Below are 16,595 nucleotides of genomic sequence, written 5' to 3'. Positions count from 1 at the left end.
AGGGCACCGGAAAAGACTGGTGCGCTGCAGCGGTCAGCGTGACGCCGGCAGGGCAAGCGTCACCTGCAGGCCACCGGCGGGATGATTGCGCAGGGAAATCGTGCCGCCATGCTGCTCGGCAATGCTGCGCGCGATCGTCAGTCCCAAGCCGGTGCCGCCGGTCTCGCGGGAACGCGAGTCTTCCATGCGATAGAACGGGTCGAAGACCTTTTCCATGAACGCGTCGGGAATGCCCGGCCCCTGGTCGCGGATGCGGATCATCGCGAACCCGTTTTCGAGCGAGGTTTCCACCTTGGCGGCATGGCCGTACTTGACGGCATTGTCGAGCAGGTTGGTGAGGCAGCGGCGCAAGGCCACCGGACGCGCCATCAGGGATGCGCCGGTATTGCCATGCAGCGCCACGCTCTGGCCGGCGTCGCGCGCATCCTCGCACAGGCTTTCCACCAGCGAATCGAGGTCGAGCCGCTGCAGGGGTTCGGCGGATTCCATGCTGCGCGCGAGGTCGAGGCCTTCGCGTACCATGGTCTGCATCGCGCTCAGGTCGGCGATCAGCCTGCCGCGCAGTTCCTCGTCGTCGACCTTTTCGAGGCGCAGGCGCAGGCGGGTCATGGGCGTCTGCAGATCATGGGTGATCGCCCCCAGGATGTGCGAGCGCTGCTTGATGTGGTGGCGGATGCGGGTCTGCATGGCATTGAATGCGGCGGCGGCCTGCCTGATCTCGGTGGAGCCGCGTTCCGGCAGGGGTGGGCGTTCGATGTTGTTTCCCAGTTCGGTGGCGGCCTGCGCCAGATGTTTCAGCGGCTGTATCGTCATCCGGGCCACGATGGAGGCCAGCAGACCGACGAACAGCACGAACATCGCGCCGTAGGTAAGGATTTCCCCGTTCGGAGTCACCGGTACCGGCCGCGGCGCGCTGACGGTGAGCTTCACTTCGGAGCCGTCCTGCAGCGTCACCATCAAGGCTTCGCAGCTGCGGCGGTCGATGCGTCCCTGGGGCTGGCGCGGCCCGGGCGGCGCGCAATCGGTATCCCGCGGCCGCACCGAGGAGACGGTATAGCCCTCGGGTAAGCGGTTCGACAGGCGGGTCGCCATGCGCGACGGCTCGTCCAGGATGTCTTCGAGTCCGCTCGCCAGCTCGGCGCGCATGCCGAGGCGGCTGGCCGCCTTGAGGTAGTGCGACCGAAGCTCGGGCTCCATCGTGTCCAGCGACTGGATGAACTGCGACACCCGCTCGACGGAATGAAACTCGCGGAACTGCGAAATCATGCGTTCACGCTCGCTCATGCCGAGGCTCAGGGTCAGAAGGGCGCTGGCCACGACCCCGGCCACCAGGATCAGCACCACCCGGCCGGTCATGGATTGGAATACCTGGCGCATCATTCCTTGGCGACGGTGGTGGCCAGGACGTAGCCTTCGTTGCGTACCGTCTTGATGATCTGCGGCGAGCGCGCGTCGTCGCCGAGCTTCTGGCGCAGCCGGCTGATCTGCAGGTCGATGGAACGGTCGAAGGGATCGGCGTCCCGGCCCTGGGTGAAGTTGAGTAGCTGGTCGCGGCTCAGGACGCGGTTGGCATGGTCGAGGAAGACCTTCAGCAGCCGGTATTCCGCGCCCGACAGCGAGACGATGGTGCCCTGCGCGTTCACGAGATGGCGCGCGGTGAAGTCCATGGTCCACCCGGCGAAATGCACCTGCTGCGCCTCGCTCGCCTGCAGGTTAGGCGGCAGGGCGTGGGTGCGGCGCAGGACGCTGCGGATGCGCGCATACAGTTCGCGCGGCTCGAAAGGCTTGGCCAGGTAGTCGTCCGCGCCCATCTCCAGGCCGAGGATCCGGTCCAGCGGCTCGCCCCGGGCGGTAAGCATGATGACCGGCACCTGCGAGCGCGCCCGCAGGTTGCGGCACAGGGTGAGGCCGTCGTCGCCCGGCAGGTTCAGGTCCAGCACGATCAGGTCGACCGGATTTTCATCCAGGGCTTTCCACATGGCCTTGCCGTCCGCCGCCGTCAGGGCGCGGTAGCCGTTTTTCTCCAGGTAATCGGCCAGGAGCGAACTGATATCGCGGTCGTCGTCGACCACCAGGATGCGGGGCGTATTTTCCATGTCGGCATTATGGCAATTTCATCGTGCGATGTATGCTGGAATTGTATCGCGCTGTTTCGCCCCGGCGGCTTGACATAGCGCGATACAAATCCGGCGCCACGCGTTACGCGCCGACATGCGGTTCTTACATTTGACGCGCATGATGACCACCGTGGAAGGCCCCCAGCCTTCGTCACATGTCACTTGAAAGGAGACATCATGATCACGATTCGCAACGGTTTGATGATTGGACTCGCCGCCCTGTCATTCGGCGCCGCGCCTCTGGCCGCGCTCGCCCAGGATGCCAGCGGCGCGAGCGGAACCGGCAATGCCGCCAGCGCGAGGGCGGACCACATGGAAAAGATGCGGCAGCGCATGGAACAGCGCGCCGCCGATCTCCATGCCAAGCTCAACCTTTCCCCCGGACAGGAAGCGGCCTGGAATACCTGGATCTCGCGCATGCGTCCCGCCGCGCCCGCACAGCGTCCCGCCCAGGCGGACATGAGCCAGCTGACCGCGCCCGAACGCATGGAACGCATGCTGGCCCGCATGAAGGAGCATGAAGGGATGATGTCGGACCGCCTCGCGGCGACGAAGGATTTCTATGCGACGCTGACGCCCGAGCAGAAGAAGACCTTCGATGCGGAGTTCAAGATGGGCATGCGGCACGGGCATCACGGCTAAGGGCTTGGCTTGATGGGGCAGGGCGTTTCCGCCCCATCATCCAGCTTGATGCAAAATGGGATCCCCGCCTGCGCGGGGATGACAGCGGCCCGAAGCCTCACATCCGTTCCCTCCCTTCTGGGGGAGGGAGCGCATTTCGGTCAACGTCGGCCCATCAATTCACCGCCGCCTCGTAAGCACCGATATCGATTCCTCCCGCCACGGTTCGCGTCCGCGTCCTGGCAACATCCACATATTCATTCATCGGCACCAGCGATACCCCCGTCGCAGCGATGCCCGGCTGGCTGCCCGCGTCGATGAACGGCGCGCCGGCCGCAGGCTGCAGGTCGAACGCCTGCCGGTTCACGAAGGCCGGGGCGCTTGCCTGGTAATTCGTCCGCAGCGTGGCGCCCGCCTGGCTGGTCACCGTTCCCGGACCGGCAAACACGTTGTTCTGGATCAGCGCGGGCGTGGACACGCCGCCGCCGATCACGATGAAGGTTCCGCCGGCGGCATCGTTGAGGAAAGTATTGTTGACCACGTAGAGATCGGTTCCAGGATTGACCGCGCCTTCTTCCGCATACGACAGCAGGTAGGGATTCTGGTTGAGCGCCGGTTGCTGGATGACATTCCCGATGACGTAGCTGGTGCCGCCATTGGGCAGGTCGATCTCGTAGCTGGGCTGGCCGCTGGCCGTCGAGCCGGTCTGGCCCGGAGGCGTGCTGGAAAAGCGGTTGTAGGCGATCGTATTGGTCTTGGCGCGCGACTTCAGGTTATGCCCGACGTTCGCGTCGTGCGAACTGTTGTACCGGAAGACCAGGCTGTTGACGTTGCCGATGTAGAGGTTGTGGCTGTAGCCGTCGCCAAAGCCGTTGTGGCCGAATTCGGAATACTCGATGACGATATTGCTGACGCCGTCATTGTTCGTGAGGATGCCGTTCTCATTGTCGTGCAGGAAGCTGTTGCGCAGCGTGAGGTGCTTGCCATCGAGGCGGATCGCCGCGCCGTTTTCATCGGGCACCTTCGCGCCGAACATCTCGACGTTCTCGATGAGCGTGCCGCTGCCGCCGACGACCCAGGTTCCCTTGCCATTCGCATTCCGTCCGGCGGCGTCGATCTTCGCCCGGCCATTGATGCCGCGGATCTGCAGGTTGTTCGCATAGAAGGCGCAGACGTCGCCGGAATAGGTGACGGAGGCGTCGATCTCGATCGCCGCGCCGTCAGGCGCCACGGCGAGTGCCTGGCAGGGCGTCGCATAGGGCTTGCCGGGTCCGACCGACAGGGTGGCCGTGGCTGGCGCGGGCGTGGGCGACGGTGCGGGAGCGGGTGAAGATGTCGGCGAAGGGGCCGGCGCGGAGGTCGGGCTTGGCGCGGGTGCCGGCGCCGGCGAAGTCTTTTGCGGCGTGTTGGCTTTGCCGGGAGCCTGGGCGGCGCCGGATGCGGCGGCCTGCACGGTGTCCACGCCCACCGCGCCTGCCGTGGTGTCGGCCTGGGCCGCCGCAGTGCCTTCGGCGTTTAGCGAGCCGCCACCGCCGCAGCCGGCGAGAAGAACGAGCGCGGATGCGCAGCCGAGCAAGGGCCGGGAGAACCGGCGTGTCGGAATCTTTTTCATGTACCCCCCAAGAAATCAACCTGCATTGTCGTGACTTGAGCGGGTCTTGCCATCATCGGTTACACCTGGAAGCAAGTGTTTAGCCCGGGATACGAAATCGTGGCGGCATGGCCATATGACCAAGGCAAGGTCCCGAAACAAGAAAAGCAAGGAGTTGTCGCAACGAGCGCAAGCCGGCCGGCACCGCTGAAAGACATCGGCAACCGGCTTGATTTCGGTCAACTTTGCAAGAAGGCTTGCGGATATCCCGCCGGAGAGTTTAGGCTCATGATACGGGCTTCGGATGATGGAGAGGGGTGAGGGTGAAGGAAGGGGGCAACACGGAACAAAAGGGAACGGTCCTCGTGGTCGAGGACAGTCCGACCCAGGCGGAGAAGCTGCGGCAACTGCTGCGGAGCGAGGGCTACGCGGTCGCCATCGCGCCCAACGGCCGGATCGCGCTGGAGGAGATCGCCCGCGCCCTGCCATCGCTCGTCGTGTCCGACATCATCATGCCGGAGATGGATGGCTACGACCTGTGCCGCGCCATCAAGGCTAGCCCGGACGCGCGTTCTGTGCCAGTCATCCTCGTCACTTCCCTGATCGATCCCAAGGACATCGTGCGCGGCCTCGAATCGGGCGCCGACAATTTCATCCGCAAGCCTTACGACGACCAGTATCTGCTGTCGCGCATCGAGCAGGTCCTGCTGAATCAGCGGCTGCGCCACGAAGCGCCAGGGGACGGCGGCATCGCGCTTTACCTCGACGGCGAGCGGCACGTCATCCATGCCGAGCGCCAGCAGATCCTCGACCTCCTGATTTCCACCTACGAGCAGGCCGTGTTCGTGAACGACGCGCTGATCGCGCGCGAACGGCAGGTCAACACGCTCAATGCGCAGCTTGCGCACCACGCGGCGCAACTCGAAGCGACCAATGCCGAGATCGCGCGAAAAAATGTCGAGCTCGAACGCGCGAGCCGCCTGAAATCCGAATTCCTCGCGAACATGTCGCATGAACTGCGGACCCCGCTCAATGCCATCATCGGATTTTCCGAGGCGATGCGGCAGGGCATGCTGGGCGCGGTCTCGTCGCAGCAGGAGGAATACCTCGGCGACATCTACGACAGCGGCAAGCACCTGCTGGCGCTGATCAACGACATCCTCGACATGTCGAAGATCGAGGCGGGCAAGATGACGGTGCATCCCGAGCCGACCGACCTGCGCCAGCTGCTGCACAGCAGCCTGATGCTGTTCAAGGAAAAGGCGATCCGCGCCGGCCTGCACCTGCGCCTCGAAATGGAATCCATGGGATGGGCCAGGCTCGACCAGCGCAAGGTACGGCAGATTCTCTACAACCTGCTGTCCAACGCGGTCAAGTTCACGCCGGACGGCGGCACCGTGACGCTGCGCGCCTGCCGCGTCTCCCACTGCGAGCTCGACGGCATGCGGCTGATCGCCGGCGAGCCGGGCAACCTGCAGGACATGCTGGAAATCCGCGTGCTGGATACCGGCATCGGCATACATGAATTCGATCTCGACAAGCTGTTCCAGCCGTTCGTGCAGCTCGACTCGGGCGCGAACCGGCGCTTCGAAGGCACCGGCCTCGGGCTCGCGCTCGTCAAGCAGTTCGTGGAATTGAAGCGCGGCGTGCTGGCGTTGCGCAGCGCACCGGGCAAGGGCTCGGAATTCGCCTTCTGGCTGCCGTTCCGGGAGACGGCTCCGCCGGTGTCAGCGCCCCTTCACCAGTAATTCACCAATAGTTCTCGGTCAGGAAATGGCCCGGCAGGGCTCGCCTGACCGGCCGCAGCCCACGTTCGTGCAGGAGGCGGCGCGTGTCCTCGATCATGTCCGGATTGCCGCACAACATGATGCGGGACGCCTCGTCGGACAGGGCAACGCCGGCGGTGCGTTCGAGTTCGCCGTTTCGCAGCAGGTCGGTAATCCGCCCCTGGAGATCGGCGGGAGGTGCCAGCGTGGATTCCCGCGTCACGAGACGCAACAACTGCAGCCGGGCACGTCCCGCCTGCGCGTCCTGGCGGGCCATGGCCTCGAGCTCCTCGGTGTAGCACAACTCCTCTTTGTGGCGCACGCAATGCACCAGTATGAGCCGCTTGAACCGTGTCCAGACCTCGCCGTCGCGCAGCAGGGCGATGAACGGCCCGACGCCGGTACCGGTCGACAGCATCCACAAGTCATCGCCGCCGGTGAACCTGTCCGGCGTCATGAAGCCAAAGGGTTGCTTCTCGATCAGCAGCGGGCTGCCGGGCTGGATGTGCTTCAGCAGCGAAGTGAAACGTCCGCCTTCCACGAGGATGCCGTAGAACTCCAGGCTGTCCGTCCCGGGCGCCGAAGTCATGGAGTAGGCGCGCCAGATCACGTCATTCCTGTCGGGCAGGCCAAGCCGGGCGTACTGGCCGGCGACAAAGGAATATTCTGCGGGGCGGGTGGTGGTGAATGTCAGCAGGCGGTCCGTCCACCAGCGCACCTGGGTCACGGTTTGCAGCGTGGATTTGCCCTTGGCGAGAACTTCGTCGAGCATGCGGACTCCTTTCATGAAATGCCTGGTGGTTATTTTAAGCTATACTTTAAATACATGTTTAAGGAAACTTCATGAGCCGAATCGTCTTGCTTGAAAAAATCCACCGCAGCGCCGCCGACCACCTGAAGGCGGCGGGTTTCACCGACATCGTGCAATTGCCGACCGCCCTCAAGCCCGAGGAATTGCCGGCCGCGCTCGACGGCGCGGACGCCGTCGGCATCCGTTCCGCGACCCAGATCCGTGCCGCATCGCTGGAAAAACTGTCCCGGCTAAAGGCGATCGGCTGCTTCTGCATCGGCACCAATCAAGTTGATTTGACCGCGGCCGCAGCGAAGGGTGTCCCGGTGTTCAACGCGCCGTTTTCCAATACGCGTTCGGTAGCCGAACTCGTCATCGCCCAAGCCATCCTCCTGCTGCGCCGCATTCCCGAGAAAAACATGCGGACCCACCGCGGGCAATGGGACAAGAGCGCCGCCGGCGCCTATGAAGTACGCAACAAGACCCTCGGCATCATCGGCTACGGCAACATCGGCGCGCAGGTCGGCATTCTTGCGGAAGCCGTGGGCATGCGGGTGAACTACTACGACGTGGAAAGCAAGCTGCCGCTGGGGAACGCACGGCCGGCCGCCAGCCTCGACGAACTGCTGGCGTCCGCCGACGTCGTGACCTTGCACGTGCCCGGCGGGAGTTCCACCGAAAACATGATCACCGCGCCGCGCCTCGCGGTCATGAAGCCGTCGGCAGTGCTGATCAATGCCTCGCGCGGCGGCGTGGTCGACATCGACGCGCTCGACGCCGCCCTGCGGGAAAAGCGCATCGCCGGCGCCGCCCTCGACGTCTTTCCCAAGGAACCCAACAACGACAAGGAAGAATTCATTTCGCCGCTGCGCGGGCTGGACAACGTCATCCTTACCCCGCACATCGGCGGCAGCACCGAGGAAGCCCAGGAAAACATCGGCCGGGAAGTCGCGGAAAAGCTGGTGCGTTTCCTGAAAGCCGGCACGACACGGTGGGCAGTGAATTTTCCGGAAATCCGGCACGTGGAGAAAGAGGCGCAGAGCAGGGTGCTCAACGTGCACCGCAACGAACCTGGCGTGATCGCCCGCATGAATGCGGATTTCGCGCAGGCCGGGCTGAACATTGTCGCCCAGCACTTGCAGACCAAGGGCGCTATCGGCTATGTGTTGACGGACGTGGATGCGCCGATTCCGCCGGCATTGCTGCAGAAGCTGCGGGCGGAGCCGGCGACGATACGGTGTGAGCTGGTTTGAGGCCGGGGCGGCGAACGCCGGAATGGGATTCCCGCCTCCGCGGGAATGACAGAGGCAGGCGCTGACGGCGGAGGTGGGTGCGGATGACCTCGGCTTGTGCGAATGCCCCCTATACCCGCTTGCTCGTCACCACCCGGGCCTCCCCGCGCTCCCCCGTCGTATGCAAGGTAACCGGCCGCCGCCAAACCCTTCCGATATATTCCAGCACCCGCTCGGCCCGCCCCAGATCCAGCCCGCGCCCGTCGCTCTGGTTGTCATGCACCAGCTGCAGGCTCCCATCGACATGCAGATGGTTCGCGGCAATCCTGGGCGCTCCATAATTGAACTTGGGCGACAGAATAGCCTCATGCACTGCATGCACATCCGTGTTGGCGATACGAATATCGCCATCGCCGCGCTGCTCATAGACGAAAAGCTCGAGCTTCTCGATCAGATCCTTCGTCAGGTAATTCCGCACGAAGCCAAAGTCATCTTCTTCCTTCATGATGCGCCGCGCATTGCTTAGGCCATGCTTTTCGATGATGTCTTCCCACATCGAAAATCCGAGGTGGTAAGGATTCACCGCGAGCGCAAGCTGGCGTTCCGCGGCATATGGCCGCACGACGTCGGAATGGGCCTTGATGGCTGAGAGATACAGATCCTGCGGCAGGAATTCGGCCTCACGGAGCAGCCGGGCGTGCCAGTAGGAAGCCCATCCCTCGTTCATGATCTGGCAGGCGAACACCGGATAGAAATAGAAGGATTCCTCGCGCACCGCCATGAAGATGTCGCGCTCCCAATCCTCGAGCTCGGGGGCGTAGTGCGCAATGAACCACAGCAAGTCGTATTCCGGTTGCGGCGGGATGGCGGCGCGGCGCAGGTTGTGCGAGGCCTCCGGCATCGGCGTTTCGCCGGGCAGCGAACGGAAGCGCTGCAGGAAGGGATCCGGGGGTGCTTCGTGGCGCTGGTGCGAGGCGGCTTCCTGTTCCTTGGGCGTGGGATAGAGCGCCCGGTGCAGGTCGCGGTTGACGTCGATGTGCGGTTCCAGGGCCAGGGCGGCGTCGAGCACCGCTTCCACCCGTTCCTGGCCGTGTTCCTGGATGGCTTGCTCGATGCGGTGGGCCCGCGCCGCGGCCTGTTCCAGGATGTGTCCGCCGGCCTGCTCCATGAAACGCGCGAACAGGTGATTGTTCTTCGCGAAGTCCGCATGGCCGAGCACGTGCGCGGTGACCAGCGTGTTTTCGGGCAAGGTGTTGCCGTTCACCAGGTAGGCATGGCAGGGGTCGCCGGGGAACATCACCTCGAAGATGCGCGAATGCCCCATGCCCTGGCGTATCAGCTGGTGGATGTAACGCACGCCGAACGACCAGTGATGCATGCGCACCGGCAGGCCGTAGACGGCGATTTCCATCATGAAGTTGTTCGGGACCATCTCGAAGTCGACCGGGTAATAGTCGAGTCCGAGCTTGCGGGCCAGGTCTTCGATCTGGGAGGAATATTTCCTGAGCTGCTCGATGGCTTCAGCCGACGTCGTGGTGCACATTCGCCTTCCTTATTCGGTTTCCTGCTGCACGAAGAACTTGCGGATTGCCTTCCACACGTCGTCGTGCCGCGACAGGATGCTGCTGCCGATGGGCGCGCCGCTGCGCTCGATCTCGCCGCAGAGCATCTTCATTTCGGTCTCGGTGCTGCGCGGCGAACCGGGCACGGTCTCGACGTAGCCCATGAAGTTCACCAGTTTGCCGAGCCGCTCCAGGTATTCCATCGCCGCCGGCCTGTCCTCGGTGAAGTTCTCGCCGTCCGACGCATAGAACAGGTAGCTGTTGTAGCGCGACGGGTCATATTCCGCCTCGACCATTTCCAGTGCCAGCTTGAAGGCGGTGGACGCGCCGGTGCCGCCGGTGCCGCTGACGTTGAAGAACTCGCTTTCGGCGAATTCCCAGGCTTGGGTGGTATGGGCGATGAAGCGGGTCTCGACCTTGCCGTAGCGGCGCCGGATGCCTTGCAGGACGAAGAAGAAGAAACTCTTCGCCAGCTTGCGCTCGGCGTCGGTCATGCTGGCGGACACGTCAAGGGCGAAGATGACGACGGCATTGGTCGCGGGCTTGCGCCGCAGTACCAGTTGCTTGAAGCGCAGGTCGTCGTTGGTGAACGGCACCGGGTTTTCCTGGGTGGCCCGGCGCTTTATGGCTTCCTTGACCGTGCGGCGGCGGTCGAGCCGGGCGCGAGCGCCATGCTTGTCCCAGCCTTCGCGCACGTACTCGTCGTCGTCGACGGCGGTATTGCGCTTGGGTTGCAGGTCTGGAAGCTGCAATTCTTCCCAGAGCCAGTCGACGATATCATCGACCTTGAATTCCAGCAGCAACTTCACTTCGCCTTCGTTGTTGCCGCCTTCGCCGCTTTCGTCGCCCATCTCGGGCTGGGCCTGCCGCAGCACGTCGCCCGGCTTGCCCTTGCCCTGGCCGGCGCTCGACTGGGTATGGGAATGCGAATCGTTGAGGCGGAAGCGGGCATGTTCCAGCATCTTGACGGGAACCTGCACCGTGCGGTCCTGCGAGCCGGTGATGACGTCCGGTCCGGCAACCAGGTTCGGCAGGTTCTGCTGCACCGCCTCGCGCACCTTCTGGTTGTGGCGCAACCAGTCCCGCGAACCCCGGGAGAACAGGTCGTACCACGGGGTCTGCGCGGAGATCGTGTTGTGGTCAATCATAGAGAAGCCTTCGTTCGTCCATCATCCCTCTCACTCCTGTGCCATGAGCGTCGTCACATAGTTGAGAGCCTCGCGCGCGCTGTGGCTGTCGTAACCGTACTCGTCCACCAGGCGCCGTTCCACGACGGAGATCTTGTTGCGCACCTCTTCGTCGGGCCGGGTCGTGGAGCTGACCATGCGCAGCACCTCGCGGCGCTGTTCGAAGAGATATTGCTGCACGGCGTTGTGCAATTGCATATGGCTGTCGAGCGTAAACTTCTCGCCGCGCTTGAATGCGCCCATCGCCTTGCGCACCACCTCCTGCCGGAAGGACTGCTTGCCGGAATCGGAGATATGGATCTTTTCCTCGACCGAGCGCAGGAAACGTTCGTCCGGCTTGCGCTCCTCGTTGGTGATCGGATCGCGGATATGGCGGTTGTCCAGCGAAGCCTCGACCTCGTCGAGATATTTGTCGAGCAAGTCCTGGGCCTCCTGTTCGAAGGACACGAACAGCGCCTTGTGCACGTCTTCCTTGACCCAACGGTTATAGAAATCCTTGCGTGCGAGCACGAGGTAGTCGATCCACTTGCGCTTGCGCTTCGGGTCGATGCGGGCGTCATTGTCGATGGCATCCTTCAGGGCCAGCAACACATCCATGGTCGTCAGGCTCCTGGCGTTGGACTGGATGATGGCGTTCGACAGCGCGTTTATCACGAAGCGCGGCGAAATGCCGGCCAGGCCCTCATCCGGCATGCGCTGGCGCAGACGCTCGGTTTCCGCCTGCGCATGGCCTTCGACCTCTTCATTGGCGTAGAGGCGCACCTTCTTGCTTAGTTCAAGTTCCTTCTCCTCGCCCTCGTGCAGGCGGGTGAGGATGGCGAACACCGCGGCGGCATGCAGCACGTGGGGATCGAGGTGCACTTCGCGGAAGGCGGGCGCGGCGGAGGAAATGAGTTTCTTGTAAATCCGGGCTTCATCCTTGTAATTCAGTGTGTAGGGCACCTGGATGATCACCATGCGGTCCAGCAGCGCCTCGTTCTCGCTCTCCTGCAGGAACTTGCGGAACTCGGCGAGGTTGGTGTGCGCCAGAATGGTTTCGTCGAGGTAGATCAGCGGGAAGCGCGACACCTTGACGTTCTTTTCCTGGGTCAGCGTGAGCAGGAGGTAAAGGAATTCCCGCTTCACCTTCAGAATCTCGATCATCTCGAGCATGCCTCGGCTGGCGGCATACACCGCGCCGGACCACGACCAGGCCCGCGGATCGCCTTCATCGCCATATTCCGCGACCTTGGACAGGTCCACCGAGCCGACGAGGTCGGCCAGGTCGGCGGTCGTCGGGTCGTGCGGCGCGTAGGTGCCGATGCCAACGCGGCCCGCTTCCGAAATGAAGACGCGCTCGACCGGCATGCGCAGGAAGTCGCCGGCGTAATCGTTGTCCAGGCGCGAGCGGCAGTGCGGGCACATCTCGCCGGAAATATCCACGCCGTAGGTTTCGCGGAACTGGCCGCGCAGCGAATGCGGCACGAGATGGAGCGGCGATTCATGCACCGGGCAACCCTGGATGGCATAGATCGCGCCTTCTTCCGTGAGGCTGTATTCCTCGAGGCCGCGCTTGAGCAGGATCACGAGGGTGGACTTGCCGCCGGAAGGCGGGCCGAGCAGCAGCAGCAAGCGCCGTCCGACCTCGGACCCGGCAGCCGCGGCCTTGAAGTAATCCACGACGCGCTCGATGGATTCATCGACGCCGAACAATTCCTGCTCGAAGAGCTTGCAGCGGAAATTGCCGTCTTCCTTTTCGCCGCCCATCCAGCGGATCATGTCCCACATGTACTGGTGCGAAGTGCGGGCCGCCGCCTTCGGATCGTTGGGCAGCACAGTTTCAAGAAACTGGGAGAGCGTTCCGGACCAATAGGTCGCGCGGTGGTCCTTGGTGAAGGCAATCAGGCTTTGGATAAAGTCGTCTTGCCTGCCGGTATGGGTGGTGTCCTGTTGCGTGGTCATCGCATGTTCTCCCCGTCAGGTGTCCGATCCGTCTATACAACGGCCGAAGGGTGGTTTACGTTGCAGTCGCTCTCGCTTCGATTCAAGTATAGGGCGCATCGGAAACAGCCAATCGTGACCAGTATCAATGAAGGGTCCGACCTCATCACGTTTCCGGCAATCCCTACAACACGAGTTAGCAAGATGCATGCAAGCACATTGCGCGCTGCGGCGCGCGCAGTACCCGCTCTTGAATGAGACGCCCATGCGCGGTGCCGGTTGCATCGCAATGCGGTGCAAAAAGGTGCTTGTCGCTGGCACTCGGAGCGGCCTTCTGCTGCCATGGAATGAATGTCTTGCGGCATTGAGATCACGCAAGCGAGGCAACACAAATGCATGGAACTTTCATGTACGCGTTTCCTTTGCGCGACACGTTATTTCGACATGGCACACGCGATGGCGGCCTGCGTTACACTGGTTTCAACGAAGAATCATTTAGCGGATGGAACAAAGCTTGCATGAGTGAAGCGTGGCTTGCATCTTCGAAAGTGGTTTTTGCCGCATCGCCGTGCACCATCGGTAGATACGTGCATCGGCTTGGTGAAAGTTACATTGCGTATTCACATTACCGTTCGCGCAGTACCGTCCGCGCAGCCTCGGCTGCGCAGTAGTGTTAGTTGAAGGAGCCCGATCGATGACGATTACCCTTGCCCGTCCGCATGCCGTGTATTCGACCCGCGACGTGGAAGCCGCGCAGGAGAGGGCGCGGACGCTCAAGTCGCCTGAACTCGAAGCCTTTTACGACAACATGCTCGCATTGGGCGGCGAGCGCTTCGTGACGACGCCGTCCTCGCGCGACGCGCTCGATCCCCTGTATGAAGACTGCCCCAATTTCGATGAAGTGCTGGATGACCTGTCGCGTTATCTCGGACTCGCGCTGGCCGGCGGTTCCGGCGTCAACATGATGCCGGTGCTGCTGCTCGGCGACCCCGGCGTGGGCAAGACGCATTTCGGCAAGCGCCTCGCCGCGTCGCTCGGCACCGAATTCGAATTCATCAGCATGAATGCGCTGTCCGCCGGCTTCGTCATCACCGGCAGTTCGTCTACCTGGAAGGGGGCGAAATGCGGCAAGGTTGCGGAGCGTCTCGTGCGCGGCAAGTTCGCCAATCCGGTGGTGCTGCTCGATGAAGTCGAGAAGGCGAGCGGCTCGACCCAGTCGGATCCGATGGCCGCGCTCTACCAGTTGCTCGAACCCGAAACTTCCCGCGCCTTCCATGATGAATTCATCGACATCGACCTCGATGCGAGCCAGGTGTTCTGGGTGCTGACCGCCAACAGCCTGGAAGGCATTCCGGCGGCGCTGCTCAGCCGGATGGCGGTGTACGAAGTGCCGGCCCCGACACAGGAACAGGCTGCCGGCATTGCGCAGCGCGTCTACGCGGGCCTGGTGCGCGAGCTCAAGCTGACCCAGGTGGACGCCGAGCTGGCGCAGAACGTGCTCGACAAGCTGGCCGGCGTGTCGCCGCGCGAAATGCGCAAGGCGCTGCTCGACGGGCTCGGTTTCGCCGTCGCCGCCGGACGGCAGGCGCTCGTGCCGGAAGACATCCGCATCAAGCATGAACCGGCGCGCCGGAAGATCGGCTTCTGACAACACGAAAGGAGACGGCTCACGTGCGACGCTTGCTAACCTTGCTGTTTTCCCTGCTTGCCCTCGTCGGCTGCGACCGGCAGGGCAGGCCGGTCGAAGAATTCGGCCTCGACAAGCTGGCCAAGGGCGTATCGACCGAATCGGAGGTGCGCATGGTGATGGGCGAACCCGACCATGTGCGCACCGACCCGCAGGGCGCGAAGATCCTCGAATATCCGAAGGGACCGGAAGGCGCGCGGACGTGGTTCTTCCTGATTGGCAGCGATGGCAAGCTGGTTGATTACCAGCAGGTGCTGAACGAAAAGAATTTCGCGCGCATCACCCAGGGCATGACCCAGGAAGAGGTGCGCGACCTGCTGGGCCGTCCGCGGTCGGTGGTGCAATTCAAGCGCAAGAACGAAGAAGTCTGGGACTGGCGCTACCTGAGCGGCACCGAGCCGCGCCTGTTCAACGTGCATTTCGACATCGATACCCGCCGTGTCACCGGCACCTCCTCGCTCGACGCGAACAACTATTGAGATATCTCCAATGCCTGGACAGCATTGAACCCGTTGAGAATCTGGCATGTCTATCGAACGAGGCAACGCCGGACGGTCTTGTCGCCAGGAACGCAGGCGTGCCGCATCATTCCCAAAACACCCATGGAGGTCTTGATGAAAAAACGCTTAATGGCTTCGCTGGCATCGCTGCTGCTGGTATCCGGCGCAGCGCTGGCAGCCGATCCCTCGTCGGAAATCCGCGAAAGCACCGATCCCGACAAGGCTGCCGCGGTTGAACAGCGCGCACGTGACATCGCCGCCGCCCAGCAGATGAACGGCGATACGTCCGGCGCGAGCAGTACCCAGGGCAGCAGCGCCTCGGGCAAGCATCACCGCCGCCATCACGGCAAGATGATGAAGAACCGCAACCAGCCCGCGAAAACCCAGGACGGCGCGGCCACCGAGTCGAAGTAACACGGCTTTTCCTGCAATCCTGTCCTGCCGCCATCCCGGTCCGGCGCAAGCCGCGCCGGGATTTTCAGTTAACGGGCCGGGATGCTGTCCAGCCAGCCGAGAATGGCGGGCCAGAGCAGGCGATGCGCGTTGCTGCCGACCAGCGCCCCAACGTGCGCGAGGCCGATGCCGGTGTCGCCGTCATACGCCAGCCGGTGCTTGTCCCGGCTGCTTGCCGCGTCCTGGAAGACGGTGACCGATTCCGGCGGGATGATGAGGCTGCGCGGGTCGATCACCGTGAGAAACGGAGACACGATGCTGGCTGGTCCGATGGTCTTGCCCTGGATGTCGAGTTGCCCGAGCATCAGGCGGTCCTGCCGGTAAAGCAGTTCCACCACTTCCTCGAACAGGCGCGATGACATCGGCGCCTCGTCCAGCGTCCAGCGCTCCACCAGCAGGTGTCCCAGCATGTCGTCCGGCGAACGCAGGCTGTTGAAGAAGTCCGCGATCCGTTCCGCGCCGAACGAGGTCGGCGAAGCGGACATGCTGGCAAGGTTGAGCACCGAGCCCGGCACGGTCGCATGGCTGCGCGTCACCTGCCGGGCCTGCGGACCGAAGGCAAGCAGCGGCTGGAAAGATCCGGAGGAGGTGCCAAAGTGCAGCGGCGACTCGACGGTGACCAGCGCGCGCACCTTGTCCGGACGCATCGCGGCATAAATGGCCGCGAAGATCCCGCCGAGCGAATGCCCGAACAGGGCCACCTTGCCGCCGATGGCCTGCACGCAGGCATCGAGCAGGCGAAAACCGTAGTCGTCCAGGCCGAGCAGCGGGCCGGACGGCGGATCGGTCCATTCGACGAGATAGACCTGCATGCCATGCTGCATCAGGCGCTGCACTACGCTGCGTCCGGGCGAGAGGTCCCAGATGTAATGCCGCTTGATCGGTGCCGGGACGATGAGCGCGGCCGGCGCGCCGCTTGCCGACTTCGCGGCGGCGAAGCGGTGCAGGCGTGCGCCGGGTTGTTCGAGCACCACGGTGCCAGGGGTTTGCGCCGGCCCGAGTCCGGCGCGTTCCATCGCGATGCCGCGGCGGCGGCGAGCCTGGTCCATGGCTTCGAAGCACCAGCGGACGCTGCTGAAGTAAGACGCCATGGAAAGTTCCGGCGTGGTATTGACGGAGGACATGAGAGGAGCGGAGAAGTGGTTCGAGGGAGTTTGGTACGGGCGGCA

Annotated in this window: 14 protein-coding genes; 6 read left to right on the top strand and 8 right to left on the bottom strand. The window is 63.5% G+C overall.

Features of this window, described 5'->3' with window-relative positions:
* Nucleotides 1-33 precede the first annotated feature (33 nt).
* Both G3574_RS01285 and G3574_RS01280 read right to left on the bottom strand, forming a co-directional pair.
* Nucleotides 34-1,380 (bottom strand): sensor histidine kinase, encoded by a 1,347-nt coding sequence (locus tag G3574_RS01285; protein WP_328804686.1) that lies wholly within the window; start codon nt 1,378-1,380, stop codon nt 34-36.
* Complete coding sequence (locus tag G3574_RS01280; protein ID WP_163960100.1) at nt 1,377-2,096, bottom strand: response regulator; 720 nt, start codon at nt 2,094-2,096, stop codon at nt 1,377-1,379. Before G3574_RS01280 ends, G3574_RS01285 begins: the two co-directional genes overlap by 4 nt.
* 198 nt (nt 2,097-2,294) lie before the next feature.
* Between G3574_RS01280 and G3574_RS01275 the strand changes: the two genes are divergently transcribed.
* Nucleotides 2,295-2,759 (top strand): Spy/CpxP family protein refolding chaperone, encoded by a 465-nt coding sequence (locus G3574_RS01275; protein ID WP_163960098.1) that lies wholly within the window; start codon nt 2,295-2,297, stop codon nt 2,757-2,759.
* A 154-nt stretch (nt 2,760-2,913) separates the two neighbouring features.
* Here the strand turns inward: G3574_RS01275 and G3574_RS01270 are convergent, their stop codons facing one another.
* Nucleotides 2,914-4,350, bottom strand: a complete 1,437-nt coding sequence (locus tag G3574_RS01270; protein ID WP_235952877.1) for a right-handed parallel beta-helix repeat-containing protein — start codon at nt 4,348-4,350, stop codon at nt 2,914-2,916.
* A 296-nt stretch (nt 4,351-4,646) separates the two neighbouring features.
* On the opposite strand from G3574_RS01270, the gene G3574_RS28750 reads away from it, so the two are divergent.
* Nucleotides 4,647-6,077 carry a hybrid sensor histidine kinase/response regulator gene (locus G3574_RS28750; RefSeq protein ID WP_163960096.1) on the top strand — a complete coding sequence of 477 codons (1,431 nt, stop codon included), beginning with the start codon at nt 4,647-4,649 and terminating at the stop codon, nt 6,075-6,077.
* A gap of 1 nt (nt 6,078) precedes the next feature.
* Here G3574_RS28750 and G3574_RS01255 read toward each other — a convergent pair whose 3' ends face one another.
* Nucleotides 6,079-6,867 carry a ferredoxin--NADP reductase gene (locus G3574_RS01255; protein WP_163960093.1) on the bottom strand — a complete coding sequence of 263 codons (789 nt, stop codon included), beginning with the start codon at nt 6,865-6,867 and terminating at the stop codon, nt 6,079-6,081.
* Nucleotides 6,868-6,938: 71 nt separating this feature from the next.
* Here G3574_RS01255 and serA point away from each other — a divergent pair, with 71 nt between their 5' ends.
* A complete protein-coding gene (gene serA, locus G3574_RS01250; protein WP_163960091.1) occupies nt 6,939-8,138 on the top strand; it encodes a phosphoglycerate dehydrogenase in 1,200 nt (399 codons plus the stop codon).
* 109 nt (nt 8,139-8,247) lie between these two features.
* Here serA and G3574_RS01245 read toward each other — a convergent pair whose 3' ends face one another.
* Genes G3574_RS01245 through G3574_RS01235 form a run of 3 tightly spaced genes read right to left on the bottom strand, consistent with a single transcriptional unit; the run spans nt 8,248 to nt 12,807 of the window.
* Nucleotides 8,248-9,660, bottom strand: a complete 1,413-nt coding sequence (locus tag G3574_RS01245) for a SpoVR family protein (protein WP_163960089.1) — start codon at nt 9,658-9,660, stop codon at nt 8,248-8,250.
* A gap of 9 nt (nt 9,661-9,669) precedes the next feature.
* A complete protein-coding gene (locus G3574_RS01240; protein ID WP_163960087.1) occupies nt 9,670-10,827 on the bottom strand; it encodes a DUF444 family protein in 1,158 nt (385 codons plus the stop codon).
* 30 nt (nt 10,828-10,857) lie between these two features.
* On the bottom strand, nt 10,858-12,807 hold the full coding sequence (locus G3574_RS01235; RefSeq protein WP_163960085.1) for a serine protein kinase: 1,950 nt from the start codon (nt 12,805-12,807) through the stop codon (nt 10,858-10,860).
* A 673-nt stretch (nt 12,808-13,480) separates the two neighbouring features.
* Between G3574_RS01235 and G3574_RS01230 the strand changes: the two genes are divergently transcribed.
* The 3 genes from G3574_RS01230 (at nt 13,481) to G3574_RS01220 (ending at nt 15,387) form a co-directional block, all read left to right on the top strand.
* Nucleotides 13,481-14,434, top strand: coding sequence for an AAA family ATPase (locus G3574_RS01230; protein WP_163960083.1), 954 nt, complete (start codon nt 13,481-13,483; stop codon nt 14,432-14,434).
* Nucleotides 14,435-14,457: 23 nt separating this feature from the next.
* Complete coding sequence (bamE, locus tag G3574_RS01225) at nt 14,458-14,952, top strand: outer membrane protein assembly factor BamE domain-containing protein (protein WP_328804684.1); 495 nt, start codon at nt 14,458-14,460, stop codon at nt 14,950-14,952.
* Between the two features lie 135 nt (nt 14,953-15,087).
* Complete coding sequence (locus G3574_RS01220) at nt 15,088-15,387, top strand: hypothetical protein (RefSeq protein ID WP_163960081.1); 300 nt, start codon at nt 15,088-15,090, stop codon at nt 15,385-15,387.
* 68 nt (nt 15,388-15,455) lie between these two features.
* Here G3574_RS01220 and G3574_RS01215 read toward each other — a convergent pair whose 3' ends face one another.
* Nucleotides 15,456-16,550: an alpha/beta fold hydrolase gene (locus G3574_RS01215; RefSeq protein ID WP_163960079.1), complete on the bottom strand. Its 1,095-nt coding sequence runs from the start codon at nt 16,548-16,550 to the stop codon at nt 15,456-15,458.
* Between the last annotated feature and the right edge of the window lie 45 nt (nt 16,551-16,595).

Source organism: Noviherbaspirillum galbum, from assembly GCF_010974945.1.
Lineage (GTDB): Bacteria > Pseudomonadota > Gammaproteobacteria > Burkholderiales > Burkholderiaceae_D > Noviherbaspirillum > Noviherbaspirillum galbum.
The sequence above is the reverse complement of the archived record's forward strand: the minus strand, read 5'-3'. Positions and strand labels throughout refer to the sequence as shown.

Bases quoted from the DNA above. Each gene is read 5' to 3' on its own strand.
- G3574_RS01245 (WP_163960089.1), bottom strand. From the start codon at position 9,660: ATGTGCACCACGACGTCGGCTGAAGCCATCGAGCAGCTCAGGAAATAT.
- G3574_RS01235 (WP_163960085.1), bottom strand. From the start codon at position 12,807: ATGACCACGCAACAGGACACCACCCATACCGGCAGGCAAGACGACTTT.
- G3574_RS01240 (WP_163960087.1), bottom strand. From the start codon at position 10,827: ATGATTGACCACAACACGATCTCCGCGCAGACCCCGTGGTACGACCTG.
- G3574_RS01270 (WP_235952877.1), bottom strand. From the start codon at position 4,350: ATGAAAAAGATTCCGACACGCCGGTTCTCCCGGCCCTTGCTCGGCTGC.
- G3574_RS01285 (WP_328804686.1), bottom strand. From the start codon at position 1,380: ATGATGCGCCAGGTATTCCAATCCATGACCGGCCGGGTGGTGCTGATC.
- G3574_RS01215 (WP_163960079.1), bottom strand. From the start codon at position 16,550: ATGTCCTCCGTCAATACCACGCCGGAACTTTCCATGGCGTCTTACTTC.
- serA (WP_163960091.1), top strand. From the start codon at position 6,939: ATGAGCCGAATCGTCTTGCTTGAAAAAATCCACCGCAGCGCCGCCGAC.
- G3574_RS01220 (WP_163960081.1), top strand. From the start codon at position 15,088: ATGAAAAAACGCTTAATGGCTTCGCTGGCATCGCTGCTGCTGGTATCC.
- G3574_RS01230 (WP_163960083.1), top strand. From the start codon at position 13,481: ATGACGATTACCCTTGCCCGTCCGCATGCCGTGTATTCGACCCGCGAC.
- G3574_RS01280 (WP_163960100.1), bottom strand. From the start codon at position 2,096: ATGGAAAATACGCCCCGCATCCTGGTGGTCGACGACGACCGCGATATC.
- G3574_RS01275 (WP_163960098.1), top strand. From the start codon at position 2,295: ATGATCACGATTCGCAACGGTTTGATGATTGGACTCGCCGCCCTGTCA.
- G3574_RS01255 (WP_163960093.1), bottom strand. From the start codon at position 6,867: ATGCTCGACGAAGTTCTCGCCAAGGGCAAATCCACGCTGCAAACCGTG.